Annotated in this window: 17 protein-coding genes; all 17 read left to right on the forward strand. The window is 59.0% G+C overall.

Features of this window, described 5'->3' with window-relative positions:
* Nucleotides 1-6: 6 nt before the first annotated feature.
* The 17 genes from JQM68_RS06985 (at nucleotide 7) to JQM68_RS07065 (ending at nucleotide 14,901) form a co-directional block, all read left to right on the forward strand.
* Nucleotides 7-417 (forward strand): SoxR reducing system RseC family protein, encoded by a 411-nt coding sequence (locus JQM68_RS06985; RefSeq protein ID WP_235222281.1) that lies wholly within the window; start codon nucleotides 7-9, stop codon nucleotides 415-417.
* Between the two features lie 3 nt (nucleotides 418-420).
* The gene (locus JQM68_RS06990) at nucleotides 421-1,326 is read left to right on the forward strand and encodes a DUF5685 family protein (protein WP_235222282.1); all 906 of its coding nucleotides are present in this window, start codon (nucleotides 421-423) and stop codon (nucleotides 1,324-1,326) included.
* On the forward strand, nucleotides 1,323-1,964 hold the full coding sequence (locus JQM68_RS06995; RefSeq protein ID WP_235222283.1) for a J domain-containing protein: 642 nt from the start codon (nucleotides 1,323-1,325) through the stop codon (nucleotides 1,962-1,964). Before JQM68_RS06990 ends, JQM68_RS06995 begins: the two co-directional genes overlap by 4 nt.
* 19 nt (nucleotides 1,965-1,983) lie before the next feature.
* Nucleotides 1,984-2,862 (forward strand): YicC/YloC family endoribonuclease, encoded by an 879-nt coding sequence (locus JQM68_RS07000; protein WP_235222284.1) that lies wholly within the window; start codon nucleotides 1,984-1,986, stop codon nucleotides 2,860-2,862.
* Between the two features lie 3 nt (nucleotides 2,863-2,865).
* Nucleotides 2,866-3,120: a DUF370 domain-containing protein gene (locus JQM68_RS07005; protein WP_235222285.1), complete on the forward strand. Its 255-nt coding sequence runs from the start codon at nucleotides 2,866-2,868 to the stop codon at nucleotides 3,118-3,120.
* Complete coding sequence (gene gmk / locus JQM68_RS07010; RefSeq protein WP_235222286.1) at nucleotides 3,117-3,713, forward strand: guanylate kinase; 597 nt, start codon at nucleotides 3,117-3,119, stop codon at nucleotides 3,711-3,713. The genes JQM68_RS07005 and gmk overlap by 4 nt, the downstream gene beginning before the upstream one ends.
* Nucleotides 3,714-3,772: 59 nt before the next feature.
* Nucleotides 3,773-3,985 (forward strand): DNA-directed RNA polymerase subunit omega, encoded by a 213-nt coding sequence (rpoZ, locus tag JQM68_RS07015; RefSeq protein WP_235222287.1) that lies wholly within the window; start codon nucleotides 3,773-3,775, stop codon nucleotides 3,983-3,985.
* A 30-nt stretch (nucleotides 3,986-4,015) separates the two neighbouring features.
* A complete protein-coding gene (priA, locus tag JQM68_RS07020; RefSeq protein ID WP_235222288.1) occupies nucleotides 4,016-6,460 on the forward strand; it encodes a replication restart helicase PriA in 2,445 nt (814 codons plus the stop codon).
* A gap of 18 nt (nucleotides 6,461-6,478) precedes the next feature.
* Nucleotides 6,479-6,979, forward strand: coding sequence for a peptide deformylase (gene def, locus JQM68_RS07025; protein ID WP_235222289.1), 501 nt, complete (start codon nucleotides 6,479-6,481; stop codon nucleotides 6,977-6,979).
* Between the two features lie 4 nt (nucleotides 6,980-6,983).
* Nucleotides 6,984-7,898 (forward strand): methionyl-tRNA formyltransferase, encoded by a 915-nt coding sequence (fmt, locus tag JQM68_RS07030; protein WP_235222290.1) that lies wholly within the window; start codon nucleotides 6,984-6,986, stop codon nucleotides 7,896-7,898.
* A gap of 12 nt (nucleotides 7,899-7,910) precedes the next feature.
* On the forward strand, nucleotides 7,911-8,654 hold the full coding sequence (locus tag JQM68_RS07035; RefSeq protein ID WP_235222291.1) for a zinc metallopeptidase: 744 nt from the start codon (nucleotides 7,911-7,913) through the stop codon (nucleotides 8,652-8,654).
* A complete protein-coding gene (gene rsmB / locus JQM68_RS07040; RefSeq protein WP_235222292.1) occupies nucleotides 8,651-9,976 on the forward strand; it encodes a 16S rRNA (cytosine(967)-C(5))-methyltransferase RsmB in 1,326 nt (441 codons plus the stop codon). Before JQM68_RS07035 ends, rsmB begins: the two co-directional genes overlap by 4 nt.
* A gap of 13 nt (nucleotides 9,977-9,989) precedes the next feature.
* Complete coding sequence (rlmN, locus tag JQM68_RS07045; protein ID WP_235222293.1) at nucleotides 9,990-11,030, forward strand: dual-specificity RNA methyltransferase RlmN; 1,041 nt, start codon at nucleotides 9,990-9,992, stop codon at nucleotides 11,028-11,030.
* Nucleotides 11,027-11,764, forward strand: a complete 738-nt coding sequence (locus JQM68_RS07050) for a Stp1/IreP family PP2C-type Ser/Thr phosphatase (RefSeq protein WP_235222294.1) — start codon at nucleotides 11,027-11,029, stop codon at nucleotides 11,762-11,764. Before rlmN ends, JQM68_RS07050 begins: the two co-directional genes overlap by 4 nt.
* Nucleotides 11,765-11,779: 15 nt before the next feature.
* On the forward strand, nucleotides 11,780-13,762 hold the full coding sequence (gene pknB / locus JQM68_RS07055) for a Stk1 family PASTA domain-containing Ser/Thr kinase (RefSeq protein WP_235222295.1): 1,983 nt from the start codon (nucleotides 11,780-11,782) through the stop codon (nucleotides 13,760-13,762).
* Between the two features lies 1 nt (nucleotide 13,763).
* On the forward strand, nucleotides 13,764-14,651 hold the full coding sequence (gene rsgA, locus JQM68_RS07060; protein ID WP_235222296.1) for a ribosome small subunit-dependent GTPase A: 888 nt from the start codon (nucleotides 13,764-13,766) through the stop codon (nucleotides 14,649-14,651).
* Nucleotides 14,652-14,742: 91 nt separating this feature from the next.
* Nucleotides 14,743-14,901: a hypothetical protein gene (locus JQM68_RS07065; RefSeq protein ID WP_235222297.1), complete on the forward strand. Its 159-nt coding sequence runs from the start codon at nucleotides 14,743-14,745 to the stop codon at nucleotides 14,899-14,901.
* Nucleotides 14,902-15,033 lie beyond the last annotated feature (132 nt).

The following is a 15,033-nucleotide window of genomic DNA, read 5'->3' on the forward strand; positions in this document are numbered from 1 at the left end:
CATATTATGACCCAAATCGCAACTGTTGAACGCATCATCGATACAGACCACGCGGAGATCTCGGTGCCCCGGAAATCCGCCTGCGGACACGATTGTGAGGAGTGCGCCGGCTGCGGCGTCAGCGGCGCGGCTGTTCACGCCAAGGCCGCCAATCCCATTGGCGCGCTTCCTGGCCAGAAGGTGGTCGTGGAAAGCAGCACACAGAAAATGCTGGGCATTGTGGCCTTTGTCTATTTGATCCCTGTAGCGCTGTTTCTGGCCGGCTATCTGCTGGCAGCCCTTGTGACAGTCAGTGTGGCTGTTCAATACACGATCGCGATTGCGGCTTTTCTGGCCGGCATTGGCTTCGCGGTCCTGTATGACCGCCGCTTGAAGGCAAGAGGTGGGATCTCTTTTACCATTGTGAAGCTGTTCTGAGACATGTTCGGCTATGTGAGACCGCCGCTCCAGGCGCTGCCCCAGGAGGAGAAAGAGCGGTTTCGCCGGATGTACTGCGGACTGTGCCACGCGCTGGGCCGGCAGTACGGCCAGGCGGCCCGCTTTATTCTGAACTATGATTTCACCTATCTTGCGATCCTGCTCTCCGAGCCGGAGGAGGGGCCCGTTTCCAGCGCCCGCTGTTATGCAAGCCCTGTTCATCGGCGGGCGTATCTGGAACCGACCGCCGCTATGGAGCTGGCCGCGGATGAGAGCGTGATCCTGGCCTATTGGCAGCTGCGGGACGGCGTGGCAGACCACGACTGGTTCCACGGCGCCAAGTACCGTGCAGCCTCGGCGGTGCTGGAATCCGCCTACCAGAAGGCAGCGGCCAAGCGCCCCGGTTTTGACGAGGCGGTGCGGACGCAGCTCAGCCGTCTTTCCGAATTGGAAGCGCAGCGGTGTTCCTCCATGGACCAGGCGGCGGACGCCTTCGCGGTGCTGCTGGGCAGCGCCGCCGGGGAGGTGGACGACCCTGTCCGCCGCAGGGTGCTGGAGCAGCTGCTGTATCACCTTGGCCGCTGGGTCTACCTAGTGGACGCGGCGGACGATTTGAAGCAGGACGCGGCGGTGGGCAGCTACAATCCCGTGGCCCTGCGGTTTGGCCTGACAGACGGCGCATGGACGGCGGAGGCCCGCCGGGAATTTGCCCTCTCGCTGGACCACTCCATCCGCATGATGGCCACCGCGTTTGAACTTTGGGATTTCGGCGTTTGGACGCCGGTTCTGGAAAAGACGATTTATCAAGGACTCTTCCAGGTTGGCAAAGCTGTTCTGGACGGAACGTTCCGCAAAAGCTGCCGGGAAGATGAGAGAAAGAAACTCAAGAAGGTCGAGGAAAGCAAATGAACGATCCCTATCAAATTCTTGGTGTGCCGGAGACCGCTACTGACGAGGAGGTCAAGCGGGCCTACCGGGAACTGGCACGGAAGTACCACCCGGATAACTACCATGATAATCCCCTGGCCGATCTGGCGCAGGAGAAGATGAAAGAGATCAATGCCGCCTACGAGGAAATCACCAAAATGCGCAGCGGCGGACGCTCCGGAGGGACTTCCGGCGGATATGGGAACTACCGGGGCAGCACCGGCGGATATCAGCAGCAGTACAGCAGCCAGTCCTCCTCCGGGAGTTCTGTGCTCCAGCAGGTGCGTATCGCCATCAACACCGGCAATATCAGCCGTGCGGAGGCGCTGTTGGCAAATTACAGTGACCACAACGCCGAGTGGAATTTCCTGCGGGGCGCCGTCTGCTACCGGCGGGGCTGGATGGACGAAGCGAAGCGGTACTATCAGACCGCCTGCCAGATGGATCCCGGCAATACCGAGTACCGTCAGGCACTGGAGTTTATGGAGCGCGGCACGCAGTCGGCCTACCGGCCCGATAACGGGCAGTTCGGCACGGAGATGTGCGGCGGCAACCCCTGCCTGCCCCTGTGTTGCCTGTGGACGCTCTGCAACGGCGGCGGGTACTGTTTCTTCTGCTGAGAAATAGGAGGAAGTAAACATGATCAAGAGTATGACCGGCTACGGCCGGGCAAGGGAAGTGCTGAATAAGCGGGACATCACCGTGGAGGTACGTTCTGTTAACAATCGCTATTTGGACTGCACAGTGAAAATGCCCCGGATGTACGCCTTTGCGGAGGATGTAGTGAAGCAGCATGTACAGAAGGCTATCTCCCGGGGAAAGGTGGACGTGTTCATCACCGTGGACGCCTCCGCCGCGGACGTGGCGAAAGTCACCGTCAACCGGGAGCTTGCGGCCCAGTACGCCGCGGCTTTGGGAGAGCTGGCGGAAGTCTGCGGCACCGAACCCCATGTGACGCCGGAGCAGCTGTCCCGCTTTCCGGATGTGCTGACCGTCACCAAGGCCGATGAGGACCTGGAGACCGTCAGCGCCGACCTGTGCGCCGTATTGGATGAGGCTCTGGCGGCGTATAATACCATGCGGGCCGTGGAAGGCGCCAAGCTGGCGGAGGACATTGGGAACCGCCTGACCTACATTGAGAACTATACCAGCCAGGTAGAGGAGCGTTCTCCCCAGACCGTAGCGGAGTACCGGGCCAAGCTGACCGCCCGGATGCAGGAGGTGCTTCAGAGCACCACCATCGACGAACAGCGCATCCTGACCGAGGCTGCCATCTATGCCGACAAGGTGGCTGTGGATGAGGAGACTGTCCGCCTGCGGAGCCATGTGGCCCAACTGCGGACCATGCTTGCCTCCGACGAACCCATGGGCCGGAAAATGGACTTCCTCATTCAGGAGGTCAACCGGGAGTCCAACACCATCGGCTCCAAGTGCAACGATGTGGCCATCGCCCAGGTGGTCGTTGGCCTGAAAGCCGAAGTGGAGAAGATGCGTGAGCAGGTCCAGAATGTGGAGTAAAGCATGAAGCTCATCAATATCGGATTTGGCAATCTTGTCAGTGAGGAGCGGCTGGTGGCAATCGTCAGCCCGGATTCCGCGCCCATCAAGCGGATGGTGCAGGAGAGCCGGGAGCGGGGAATGCTCATCGACGCTACTTACGGGCGAAAAACCGCGTCCATTTTTATTATGGACAGCGATCATGTGATCCTGTCGGCCCTGCCGCCGGAGAAATTCGGCGTCCACAGGGCAGAGGAAGAGGAAAGAGGGACAACATGAAAAAGGGAAAAACATTTATTATTTCCGGCCCCTCCGGCGTCGGAAAAAGCACTGTTTTGAGCGCGCTGCTGGAAAGGCGGCCCAATGTGTACTTCTCCGTTTCCGCTACCACCCGTGACCCCCGTCCGGGCGAGCTGGATGGTATCCACTACCACTTTATGGATGTGGACTCCTTCCGCAAGTGGATCGCCATGGACCAGTTCCTGGAATATGCCGAGTATGTTGGAAATTTCTACGGCACGCCGAAGCGGTTTGTGGACGAGGCCATGGAGCAGGGCAAGGATGTCATCCTGGACATTGAGGTCCAGGGCGCCATTCAGGTCACCAGCAAGCGGCCGGACACCGTGCGCATCTTTATCGCTCCGCCCAGCTGGGCAGAGCTGGAGCGCCGCCTCACGGAACGCGGCACCGACAGCAAGGACAAAATTCAAAAGCGTCTTCTGCGGGCCAAAGTGGAGTTCCAGACGGCCCATACCTATGATTATTTCGTCATCAATGACACCGTGGAAAACGCGGTGAAGGAACTGGACGCTATCATGACGGCAGAGCACTGCAAGCCGAAGGAACGCATGGAAATCATCAACGGCAGATAATACCTTTACGTATTTCAAAATAAATTTTTAGCCAAACGGCAGAATGGAAGTAGATCATTATGATGCTGTATCCCGCAATGAATAAACTGACCAGCTATGTTCCCAACCGCTATATGCTGGTAAATGTAGTGGCCCGCCGGGCCCGCCAGATCGCCGAAAACGCGGAAGAGATCGGTGAACATCTGGATGAGAAGCCGGTGACGATGGCGATCAACGAGGTGGCCGAGGGCAAGCTGGACGCTACCCGGATGGATCTCACCATCGAGGAATAAAACGCGCAAACAGCAAAGGAGGGGCGAGGCATGGAGACCGCTGTCATTGTAAAAGTCGCGGTCAGCGCCGCGCCCTATTCCATTGACAAGCCCTATGACTATCTGGTGCCGCAAGAACTGCTGGAGCAGGCTGTGCCCGGCGTACGGGTCACGGTGCCCTTTGGCCGGGGCAACCGGGAATCTGAGGGCATCATTCTGGCCCGGGGCAGCGGGGAGAAGCTGCCTGGCCTGAAGCCGGTGAAAGCCCTGCTGGACCGGGAGCCCGTTCTGGATCAAGACGGCATCTCCCTGGCGCTGTGGATGCGTCAGCGGTATTTCTGCACCATGTTCGAGGCGGTCAAGACCATTCTACCTGCCGGACTGTGGTATCAGTTCCGGGAGGTCTGGTGTTTGGAGGATGACCAGGAGGGCAGGGAGAAGGCCGGAACCGTCAAGGGCGGCACCACTGTTTGTGAGGCATTGGCCGCCAACGGCGGACGGTGCGATCTGGAAACGCTGCGAAATCTGTGCGGTGAGAAGGTGCCTGCCGTGCTGAAAGCACTGCAGAAGGCGGGGCTTGTCCGGTGTGAGACCACCGCGAAGCAGAAGATCAGCGACAGAAAGCGCCGCATGGTGGAGCTGGCCGTCAGCGCCGAGGACGCTTTGGCCCTGACGGAAGCCCGAAAACGTTCCGCACCGATGCGCTATGAGGTGGTGCGGCTCCTGGCCTCCACAGGCCGGGCCTCCGCTGCCGATATCTGCTATTTTACCGGCGCCTCCATGCAGACTTTACGGGGGCTGGAGAAAGCCGGCATCCTGGCCTTTTCGGAAGAAGAGGAACTTCGTGTTCCGGAAATGAAGGATAACGAACCTGGGCCGCCTATCGAGCTGAACGAAGAGCAGCAGGCCGCTTTTGAGGCAGTCATGGAACTGACAGCTCATCCTAACGGGGAAGTGGCTCTCCTCCACGGCGTCACCGGCAGCGGCAAGACCCAGGTCTATCTGCGTCTGGTGCAGGAGGTTCTGCGGCAGGGCAAGACTGCTATCGTCCTGGTGCCGGAGATCGTGCTGACTCCTCAGATGATGCGGAAATTTTCCTCCTATTTCGGCGGCGATGTGGCGATGCTCCACAGCTCTCTTCGCATGACAGAGCGGTACGACCAGTGGAAGCGTATCCGCCGGGGAGAGGTCCGGGTGGTACTGGGTACCCGCTCCGCTATTTTCGCACCCCTGAAAAACCTGGGCCTTATCATCATGGACGAGGAGCAGGAGGGGAGCTATCAATCGGAAAACCCGCCCCGGTATCACACCCGGGACGTGGCGAAATACCTCTGTGCCAAACACGGCGCCACGCTGCTGCTGGGCTCCGCCACGCCGACGGTGGAGACCACCTGGGCGGCGGAGGAAGGCGCCTATCATAAGCTGTCGCTGCGCCGCCGGTACAACGAAAGCGCGCTGCCCCAGGTGCTGGTGGCAGACCTTCGGGAAGAGATCCGGGAGGGAAATTCCGGGCTCATCGGCCATGTGCTCCGGGAGGAACTTGAGAAAAACCTAGCCGCCGGAGAACAGAGCATTTTGTTTTTGAACCGCCGGGGCAGCAGCCGGTATGTGCTGTGCGGCGAGTGCGGCTATGTGCCGGAATGCCCCCGGTGCAGCGTACCCATGACCTACCACTCCGCCAACGGGCGGCTGATGTGCCATTACTGCGGACACTCCCAGCGGGCCTTTGAGACCTGCCCGGAGTGCGGCGGCATTATGAAGCACATTGGCGCCGGAACGCAGAAAGTGGAAGAAGAGCTTCAGGCGATGTTCCCGGGAACCGGCATCCTGCGGATGGACGCGGACACCGCCGCGGGCAGCCACGAAAAGCTGCTGGACCGCTTTGAAAAAGAGCGTATTCCGATCCTTCTTGGCACCCAAATGGTGGCCAAGGGATTAGATTTTGAAAATGTGACCCTTGTGGGCGTACTATCCGCCGATATTTCCCTGTATGTGGACAACTACCGGGCGGCAGAGCGGACGTTCAGCCTGCTGACTCAGGTGGTCGGCCGGGCCGGACGGGGCAGCAAGCTGGGCCGGGCCGTTATTCAGACTTATACGCCCGGAAACGATGTCATCCAAAGCGCGGCCCGTCAGGATTACGACAGCTTTTACAAAAGCGAGATCCGAATGCGCCGCATGCGGCGGTATCCGCCGTTTGCGGATCTGTTCACGCTCACTGTTTCCGGCACGGAGGAGGGCGCCGTTTTAAGGGCCGCCGCCGGAGTACGGGAACAACTGCGAAAGCTGTTCGTTCAAGATAGCGCTGTGGAGGTGTTGGGCCCCGCGCCCGCGCCGGTGCTAAAGCTGAACAACCGGTTCCGTTACCGCTGCGTGCTGGTGGGGAAGAACGACAAGACCACGCGGGAAAAAATCAGTTGGCTTCTGAAAGACTTTGCCAATGACCGTGCAAACCGCGGATTGAATATATTTGCAGACTGTAATACGCTGGAATGAGCGAGGAGGATAAAAGTAATGGCATTGCGCAAAATTGTAGAGCAGGGCGACGAGTGCCTGACCAAGGTCTGCCGTCCCGTAACCTCTTTTGACAAGCGGCTCCATGAGCTGCTCGACGACATGACAGAAACGCTGGCCGACGCCAACGGCGCCGGTCTGGCAGCGCCCCAGGTGGGCGTGCTCCGCCGCCTGTGCATCGTGATGGACGAGGAGTCCGGGGAGTATCTGGAGCTGATCAATCCGGAAATCGTGGCCCAGAGCGGCGAGCAGACCGGTCTGGAGGGCTGTCTCAGCGTCCCCGGCAAGTGGGGGATCGTCACCCGGCCCGAAAAGGTCCGGGTCCGGGCCCAGGACCGCTTCGGCGATTGGTTCGAGGCGGAGGGCGAGGGGCTGAACGCCCGCTGCTTCTGCCATGAGCTGGAGCATCTGGACGGCCACCTGTACACCGAGCACATCGACCACTTCCTGTCCGACGAAGAGCTGCGGGCGTATCTGGAAGCGGAAGAGAGAGGGGAGTAAGCCCATGCGCATCCTGTTCATGGGAACGCCGGATTTCGCAGTGGCCTCCCTGAAGCGTCTGGTGGAAGACGGCCACGACATCTGCGGTGTGTTTACGCAGCCCGATAAACCTAAAAACCGGGGACACAAGCTCACGTTCTCCCCTGTAAAGGAATACGCATTGACACAAAATCTCGCTGTTTACCAGCCTCTGAAAATGCGGGACGGCGAGGCAATGAGCTTTGTGGAGTCTCTGGCTCCCGAACTGATCGTGGTGGCGGCCTACGGCAAGATCCTGCCGGAGGACATTTTGAACTATCCGAAATATGGCTCCATCAACGTCCACTCATCCCTGCTCCCTAAGTACCGGGGCGCCGCGCCCATCAATTGGGCCATTCTGGACGGTGAAGCCGAAACCGGTGTTTCCATTATGTATATGGCAAAGGAGCTGGATGCCGGCGACGTGATCCTGCAGAAAACCACAGCCATCGGCGAGGACGAGGACGCGCTGGCGCTGACCACACGCCTGGCGGAGCTGGGCGCGGAAGCGCTGTCCGAGGCGGTGGAGGCTCTGAAAAACGGTACAGCTGGCCGCACGCCCCAGGACGGAAGCAGACAGACTTATGCGTCCATGCTCTCCAAAGAGATGTCTCCCATTGATTGGGGCCGTTCCGCCCGTGCTATCAGCTGTCAGGTACGGGGCCTGATCCCCTGGCCCTGCGCTTTCACAGAGCTGGCGGGTCAGCGGTTCAAGGTCTACCGTACCGCTCCCGGCGGGGAGACGGAGAAAGCCCCGGGCACCATCCTATCCGCCGGAAAAGCGGGCATTGAAGTGGCCTGCGGCGATGGGAAGAGCCTGTATATTACGGAGCTCCAGGCGGAGGGCGGCAAGCGCATGGCGGCGGCAGCCTATTTGCTGGGCCATCCAATTCAACTCTAAGCGAGGGATACTATGCCTGTTGATTCTTATATTTACGCGGGGGGCTACGGGACGTTTCTGGCCAACAACATCTATTGCCTCCTGGTGATCCCTGTCTTTTTGCTGTCCCTTTGGGCCCAAATCCAGGTCAGCGGGAACTTTCGGCGGTACAGCGCCGTCCAAAACCGCAGACGTCTCACCGGCGTCCAGGCGGCGGAGGCCGTTTTACGGGCCCACGGCGTCTATGACGTTGGGATCCGGCCCTGCCGGGGAAGCCTGACGGACCACTACGACCCCCGGGACAACACCATCTACCTCTCCGAAGATGTGTTTAACGCACCCACCATCGCGGCGGTCGGTGTTGCCGCCCATGAAGCAGGCCACGCGGTACAGTACGCGGTGGGATACGGCCCTATCCGTTTGCGGAGCGCCATTATACCCGCTACCCAGTTTGGTTCCCGGTTTTCTTTCATTCTGCTGCTCCTGGGGATGCTGTTTTACAGCCAGCAGTTGTTCCTAGTAGGCATCCTGCTGTTTTCCCTGACGACTTTTTTCCAGCTGGTGACCCTGCCGGTGGAGTTTAACGCCTCCCATCGGGCCATTGAAACGCTGGAAGGGCAGATGTTGCTGGATGAAGAGGAGATCGGCGGAGCGAAAAAGGTCCTGCGGGCGGCGGCGCTGACATATGTGGCGGCATTGCTGATGTCCATTTTGCAGCTGCTGCGCTATGTGCTGATCTTCCTGTCGCGGAACAACCGCAGGGGAGGCCGGGAATGAACCAGTCTGCCCGTGCCACGGCCCTGCGGGTGCTGGTGAGCTGCCGAAATAACGGCGCCTGGGCGGACGCCGCCCTGAAAGCCCAGATCAGCCGTGACGGGCTGTCCGGCCCGGATGCGGCGCTGTGCAGCCGCATCGTTTACGGCGTCATGCAGAACCGGATGCTGCTGGACTTTTATATCGGCGCCTATTGCACCCAGAAACCGGATCACCTCCAGCCGCCGCTGTTGGAAATTTTGCGCATTGGCGCGTATCAGATCATATACCTGGATAAAATTCCGGACAGCGCCGCAGTCAACACCTCCGTAGAGCTGGCAAAGCTGGCAAAACGGTGGCAAGCCTCTGGCCTTGTCAACGCTGTTCTCCGTAAGCTTTCCCAGAATAAAAAGGCGCTGCCGCCTGTCCCTGAACGGGACGATGTGCAGCGGCTTTCCATCCAATACAGCCATCCCAAGTGGTTCGTGAAGCGTCTGGTGAGTTTGCTGGGCAGGGAGGAAGCGGAACGGTTCCTGGCCTGTGATAATCAAATTGCCCCCATCACGGTCCAGGTCAATCCGTTGAAAACCACTTTGGAAGCGCTGACAGAGGAACTCCAGCAAGCAGGTATCTCAGTACAGCCTCATAGCTGGGTACCGGACTGCCTGGAACTCTCCGGCACTGGTGATTTGGCCGCTCTGCCGTCTTTTCGGGAGGGAAAATTTCTGGTTCAAGACCCCGCCGCCCGGCTAGTGTCCCTCATTGCGGGCATCCGCCCCGGTCAAAAGGTACTGGATGTATGCGCCGCCCCCGGCGGCAAATCCCTCAGTGCGGCTTTTGCCATGGCCGGGAACGGCTCGATCGTGGCCTGTGACCTCCACGAAAATAAGCTCAAGCGTATTCAGGAGAGTGCTGACCGCCTCGGTGTGAACATCATCACCACCCAGGCTGCGGACGGCCGGGTGTTCCGGCCAGAGTGGGAAGCAAGCTTTGATACCGTGCTGGTGGATGCCCCCTGCTCCGGTCTCGGCATCATCCGCAAGAAGCCGGACACCCGGTATAAAAAGGCGGATGATTTGTTTACACTTCCTGTTGTTCAGGCTGCTATTTTGGACAATGCCGCCCGGTATGTCCGGCCCGGCGGCACGCTGGTCTACTCTACCTGCACCATTCTGCCGGAGGAAAATGAGCAGGTAACAGAGGCTTTTCTGGCGGAGCATGCGGACTTTGGGCTGGAGCCCTTTGAACTGCCCCTGCCTGTTGGGAAGTCGGACGGCTCCCTGACCCTGTGGCCCCAGCGCCATGATACGGACGGCTTTTATATCTGCCGCATGACGCGGCGCTAAGCAAGAGGATGCTATGCGAGATTTGAAATCCATGACTCTTGAGGAAATGACGGAGGCCCTGAAAGCCATGGGCCAGCCGGCTTTCCGGGGTAAGCAGGTCTTTACCTGGCTCCATAAGGGCGTCACCTCCTTCGATGAGATGACCAACCTGCCCAAGGACCTGCGGGACAGGCTGAAAACTGAATTTATCCTGACAGTGCCGAAAGCGGCACGGAAGCAGGTCTCCAAACAGGACGGCACCATCAAGTACTTATGGGAGCTGGCGGACGGGAACTGCATTGAGTCCGTCCTGATGCGTTACCACCACGGAAACACCGTGTGTATCTCCTCGCAGGTAGGCTGCCGGATGGGCTGTGCCTTTTGCGCGTCCACCATCGCCGGCAAGGTGCGGGACCTGACGCCTGCCGAAATGTTGGACCAGGTACTTTTCACCCAGCTGGATTCCGGCCTGGAGATCAGCAATATCGTGCTGATGGGTATTGGCGAACCCATGGACAACCTGGATACCGTGCTGCGTTTTCTGGAACTGGTAAACCACCCAGACGGCATGAACATCGGGATGCGGCACATCTCTCTGTCCACCTGCGGCGTGATACCCGGTATCCGACGTCTGGCAGACCTGGGCTTGCAGCTCACCCTGTCCGTGTCCCTTCACGCGCCGGACAGTGAGACCCGGTCGAAGATCATGCCTGTAAACCGGGCCTACGATGTGGATGAGCTGTTTGCAGCCTGCCACGACTATTTCAAAAAGACCGGCCGCCGCATTTCCTTTGAATACGCCATGATCGACGGCGTCAACGACCAGGATTGGCAGGCTGATCTGATCGCCGCAAAGCTGAAGGGAATGCCCGGCCATGTAAATCTGATCCCGCTGAATGATGTGGTGGAGAGTCCCTTCAAGCCCTCCAAGCGCATCGCGGCTTTCCAGAAGCGGCTGGAGACCCACGGCATCACCGCCACAGTGCGGCGCAGCCTGGGCGGTGATATAGACGCCTCCTGCGGACAGCTCCGCCGGAAAGCCATGGAGGAAGCGGGGAAAGGAGAGAACGGATGAAAGCTTGGGGAATCACGGACATCGGCCTTGTCCGTAAAGAAAACCAGGATGCTTATATGATACGGGAGGCCGCATCCTCCGGCCACATGATTTGTGTGGTCTGCGACGGCATGGGCGGCGCCGCGGGCGGCAAGCTGGCCAGTCAGCTTGCTGTGGAAACTTTCACAGCCGAGCTGGAGCGAATTCTGGACCGGGATATGACGCCGGAGCAGCTTCGGGAAGCTTCTTCTTACGCGGTTTCCAAGGCCAATGATGTGATCCGGGAAACAGCGAAAAAAACAGAAGGTTACCAGAGTATGGGCACCACGCTGGTATCCGCGGTGTCCTACGACGGCGGCGTTGTCATTACCAATGTGGGTGACAGCCGCGCCTATCATATCAGTAAACACCACATTACCCGCGTCACCAAGGACCACTCCCTGGTGGAACGCATGGTGGACCGCGGCGACATCACAGCTGAGGAGGCCCGCCGCCATCCCAGCCGCAATCTGATCACCCGTGCACTGGGGCCCGACGCGGATGCCCAGTGCGACGGCTACATCTGCCCCATGGAAGCAGGGGAGTATCTGCTGCTCTGCACCGACGGACTGGTCAACACGGTCACAGACCAGGAAATGCTGCATGAGATCCTGCACCGTGCGTCGCCGGAGGACTGCCTTGCGCATCTGCTGGAGATCAGCAGATCCCAGGGCGCCCCTGACAACGTGACGGCGGTCCTGATGCGGAACCTGTAAGGAAGGAGGAGACGTATGGATCAGTACATTGGAAAAATGCTGGATAACCGCTATGAGATCCTGGAGCGCATCGGCACAGGCGGCATGGCGGTGGTCTATAAGGCAAAATGCCACCGTCTCAACCGCCTGGTGGCCGTGAAGATTTTAAAGGCAGACCTGGCCCAGGACGAGGACTTCCGCCGCCGTTTCAACGCGGAGTCCCAGGCTGTCGCACAGCTGTCCCATCCCAACATCGTGTCCGTTTACGATGTGTCCCGGGGCGGCGATACCGAGTATATCGTCATGGAGCTCATTGACGGTATCACCCTGAAGCAGTATATGGAAAAACGGGGCCAGCTGAACTGGCGGGAATCCCTGCACTTTATCACCCAGATCATGCGGGGCCTCAGCCACGCCCACAGCCGGGGCATCGTCCACCGTGACATCAAGCCCCAGAATATCATGGTCCTGCGGGACGGCAGCGTAAAGGTGGCCGATTTCGGCATCGCCTGCCTGGAAAACTCCGCCCAGACCCTGACCCAGGAGGCACTGGGTTCCGTCCACTATATCTCTCCCGAACAGGCCCGCGGCGACCGTACCGATGCCCGCAGCGATATCTACTCCGCCGGCGTTGTTCTCTATGAAATGCTGACCGGACGGCTGCCTTTTGAGGGAGATTCCGCCGTTTCCGTGGCAATTCAGCATCTCAGTTCCATTCCTCTGGCTCCCCGGGAGATCAATCCCGATATTCCTGAGCAGCTGGAACTGATCTGTATGAAGGCCATGGCTTCGGATATTGACCGGCGGTATGTCTCCGCCGACGATATGATCGCGGATCTGGAGGCTTTCCGAAAGAATCCCGGCGTCAGCCTGGACTTTGAGTTAGCGGACCTGCGTCCTGAGGAAGAGGACGAGCCCACCCGTCCCATCCGGATAGCTCCGTCCCATGGCGCCGCCTCCGCTGTGCAGCAGCAACACAAAGCGCCGCCCGCCCATGAGCGGGAACGCCGCCGGGACTATGATGACGATGAGCCCCGCGGCGGCAAAAAGCAAACCGTGCTGCTGGTCATTGTAGGCATTTTGGCAGTGGCCCTGGCAGCGGTACTGTTCCGCTCTGTCCTGGGCTCTATCGAGCCTCCGGTATCCGAACAGTATGTGGTGCCCAGTGTGCTTGGCTGTACAGTGGAGGAGGCCCTGGAAAAAGACGGTGTGAAGGACATCTTTACGATCACCGTCAAGGAAGACCCGGTGTACAGCGATTATCCTGTGGGCACCATCGCCCGGCAAGATCCCTCTCAGGGAGATCACCGCAAAGGTGACAACTGCGTGATCAATGTCTGGCTCAGCGCAGGCGAGGAGACCGGCGAAATGCCCTATGTGCTGAACAAGACCGTGCAGGAAGCCAAAGCGGATATGCGGAACCTGATCGAGAAGTACGATCTGGTCATTGACGATTCCGAGGAACAATTCAGTGAGGACGTCACAGAGCGGTATATCATCTCCAGCGACCCTGAATTCGGTGAGCCGCTGCGGAAAGGCCAGACCGTAAAGCTGGTGGTCAGCAAGGGCCCCGAGCTGAAAGACGTGCCGGTGTCCAATTTCGTCGGTATGATCTACGGTGACTCCAAGACGACGGAACTGCTTCAAAAGTCCAAACTGACCTGTACGGACGCCGATGTGGAGATCGTAAACAGCGACCGTCCCGGCGGCGAGATCATCTGGCAGAGCCTGACTCCCGGCGATACCGCCAAAGAATGGGATACGATCAAATTCCAAGTCAGCTCCGGCCTTGCGGCAGTCAGTGTCACCGATCCCATCCCTCTGCCTCAGGACGGCCGGGAAAAGGTGTTGGTGGAAGTCTATGTCGGCGATGATGAAAAACCGCAGTACAGCGAGACCCACAATTGCTCTGACGAATATGCCTATGTCACACTGACAGGCACCGGTATGCAGAAGATACGGGTCTATTTTGACGGCGCGATCGCCCAGGATCTGACTCATACCCTGTCCTTTGACTGATATGAGCGAGGGACGTATTCAAAAAGCCCTCAGCGGCTTCTATTACGTGGATACCGGTACCGAGATCCTGACTTGCCGTGCCAGGGGAAAATTCCGTAAAGAGGGGATCTCACCCCTGGTAGGCGACCGGGTAGAAGTGCGGGAATTAGGCGGCGGAGAGGGCTTTGTGGAGGCCATTCTTCCCCGGAAGAATGCCTTTGCGCGGCCTGCCGTGGCCAATATAGACCAGCTTGTTGTCATTGCGTCCGGGGCCATTCCAAAAACCGATCCGTTCCTCATTGACCGGGTAGTGGCTATTGCGGCACTGAAAGGCTGTGACGTCATTATCCTGCTGAACAAGTGCGATTTGAACAGTGCCGATGACCTGTATGAGATCTACCGCGCCGCCGGCTTCCAAACCTTGCGGGTCAGCGCCCAAACAGGCGAGGGGCTGGACGAGCTGGTTCCCTTGATACGTGGCAAGTTATCAGCCTTTACAGGCAATTCCGGCGTTGGAAAATCCAGCATTCTCAATGCCCTGGACCCCGAATTCCATTTGCAGGTGGGAGAGGTCAGCGACGCGCTGGGCCGCGGCCGCCACACCACCCGTCATGTAGAGTTGTATCATCTGGCCTGCGGTGCGGAGGTGGTGGATTCTCCGGGCTTTTCCTCCTTTGAAACAGAGGAACTGAACCTGGAACTCAAACACCAGCTGCCGGAGACTTTCCGGGAGTTTCGCCCTTATCTCAATGACTGCCGTTTTGTGGGATGCAGCCACACCAAAGAGAAAGGCTGTGCCGTTTTGGAGGCTGTCCGGCGGGGGGGCATCCAGAAAAGCCGTCATGCCAGCTATTTGCGTCTTTATGAAGAACTGAAGCCTTTGAAAGACTGGCAGGAAACGAAAAAGTAAAAGGGAACCGGATGCTTTCACATCCGGTTCCTTTTTTTTGAACCTGGACAAGGGCTGTGCGATATACTGAATCAGAGGGGAGGCGTGACGCATGTTTCGCGGAGGAGACGGTGGCTGTAAAATACTGGGTATCTGCGCGGTAGCATTGGGGGCAGGCATCCTGATCGCCGCTATCTTTCCTGTGGGGGCGCTGCTGTTTCTGGTGGCGTTTCTGCTGATTGCATGCGGCTGCGCCTGCTGCAGGCGATAGAAAGGAGTATTCATATGAATATCGTGGTCTGGAAGTCTCCAAAGGCATTGCGGTGCAAATTTCGCCCGAACGGTGTGAGGATTTCGTTTCGGACGGTGTGAGTATTTCGGTTTAAGCGGTGCGGCTGTTTCG

The organism is Oscillibacter valericigenes (assembly GCF_021531435.1).
GTDB lineage: Bacteria > Bacillota > Clostridia > Oscillospirales > Oscillospiraceae > Oscillibacter > Oscillibacter valericigenes_B.

What these genes read in the sequence shown, in the direction of transcription:
- JQM68_RS07065 (WP_235222297.1), top strand. Translation starts at nt 14,743, where the DNA reads ATGTTTCGCGGAGGAGACGGTGGCTGTAAAATACTGGGTATCTGCGCG.
- def (WP_235222289.1), top strand. Translation starts at nt 6,479, where the DNA reads ATGGCATTGCGCAAAATTGTAGAGCAGGGCGACGAGTGCCTGACCAAG.
- JQM68_RS06990 (WP_235222282.1), top strand. Translation starts at nt 421, where the DNA reads ATGTTCGGCTATGTGAGACCGCCGCTCCAGGCGCTGCCCCAGGAGGAG.
- JQM68_RS07035 (WP_235222291.1), top strand. Translation starts at nt 7,911, where the DNA reads ATGCCTGTTGATTCTTATATTTACGCGGGGGGCTACGGGACGTTTCTG.
- gmk (WP_235222286.1), top strand. Translation starts at nt 3,117, where the DNA reads ATGAAAAAGGGAAAAACATTTATTATTTCCGGCCCCTCCGGCGTCGGA.
- priA (WP_235222288.1), top strand. Translation starts at nt 4,016, where the DNA reads ATGGAGACCGCTGTCATTGTAAAAGTCGCGGTCAGCGCCGCGCCCTAT.
- JQM68_RS07000 (WP_235222284.1), top strand. Translation starts at nt 1,984, where the DNA reads ATGATCAAGAGTATGACCGGCTACGGCCGGGCAAGGGAAGTGCTGAAT.
- rsgA (WP_235222296.1), top strand. Translation starts at nt 13,764, where the DNA reads ATGAGCGAGGGACGTATTCAAAAAGCCCTCAGCGGCTTCTATTACGTG.
- JQM68_RS06995 (WP_235222283.1), top strand. Translation starts at nt 1,323, where the DNA reads ATGAACGATCCCTATCAAATTCTTGGTGTGCCGGAGACCGCTACTGAC.
- JQM68_RS06985 (WP_235222281.1), top strand. Translation starts at nt 7, where the DNA reads ATGACCCAAATCGCAACTGTTGAACGCATCATCGATACAGACCACGCG.
- JQM68_RS07050 (WP_235222294.1), top strand. Translation starts at nt 11,027, where the DNA reads ATGAAAGCTTGGGGAATCACGGACATCGGCCTTGTCCGTAAAGAAAAC.
- pknB (WP_235222295.1), top strand. Translation starts at nt 11,780, where the DNA reads ATGGATCAGTACATTGGAAAAATGCTGGATAACCGCTATGAGATCCTG.
- rsmB (WP_235222292.1), top strand. Translation starts at nt 8,651, where the DNA reads ATGAACCAGTCTGCCCGTGCCACGGCCCTGCGGGTGCTGGTGAGCTGC.
- JQM68_RS07005 (WP_235222285.1), top strand. Translation starts at nt 2,866, where the DNA reads ATGAAGCTCATCAATATCGGATTTGGCAATCTTGTCAGTGAGGAGCGG.
- rlmN (WP_235222293.1), top strand. Translation starts at nt 9,990, where the DNA reads ATGCGAGATTTGAAATCCATGACTCTTGAGGAAATGACGGAGGCCCTG.
- rpoZ (WP_235222287.1), top strand. Translation starts at nt 3,773, where the DNA reads ATGATGCTGTATCCCGCAATGAATAAACTGACCAGCTATGTTCCCAAC.
- fmt (WP_235222290.1), top strand. Translation starts at nt 6,984, where the DNA reads ATGCGCATCCTGTTCATGGGAACGCCGGATTTCGCAGTGGCCTCCCTG.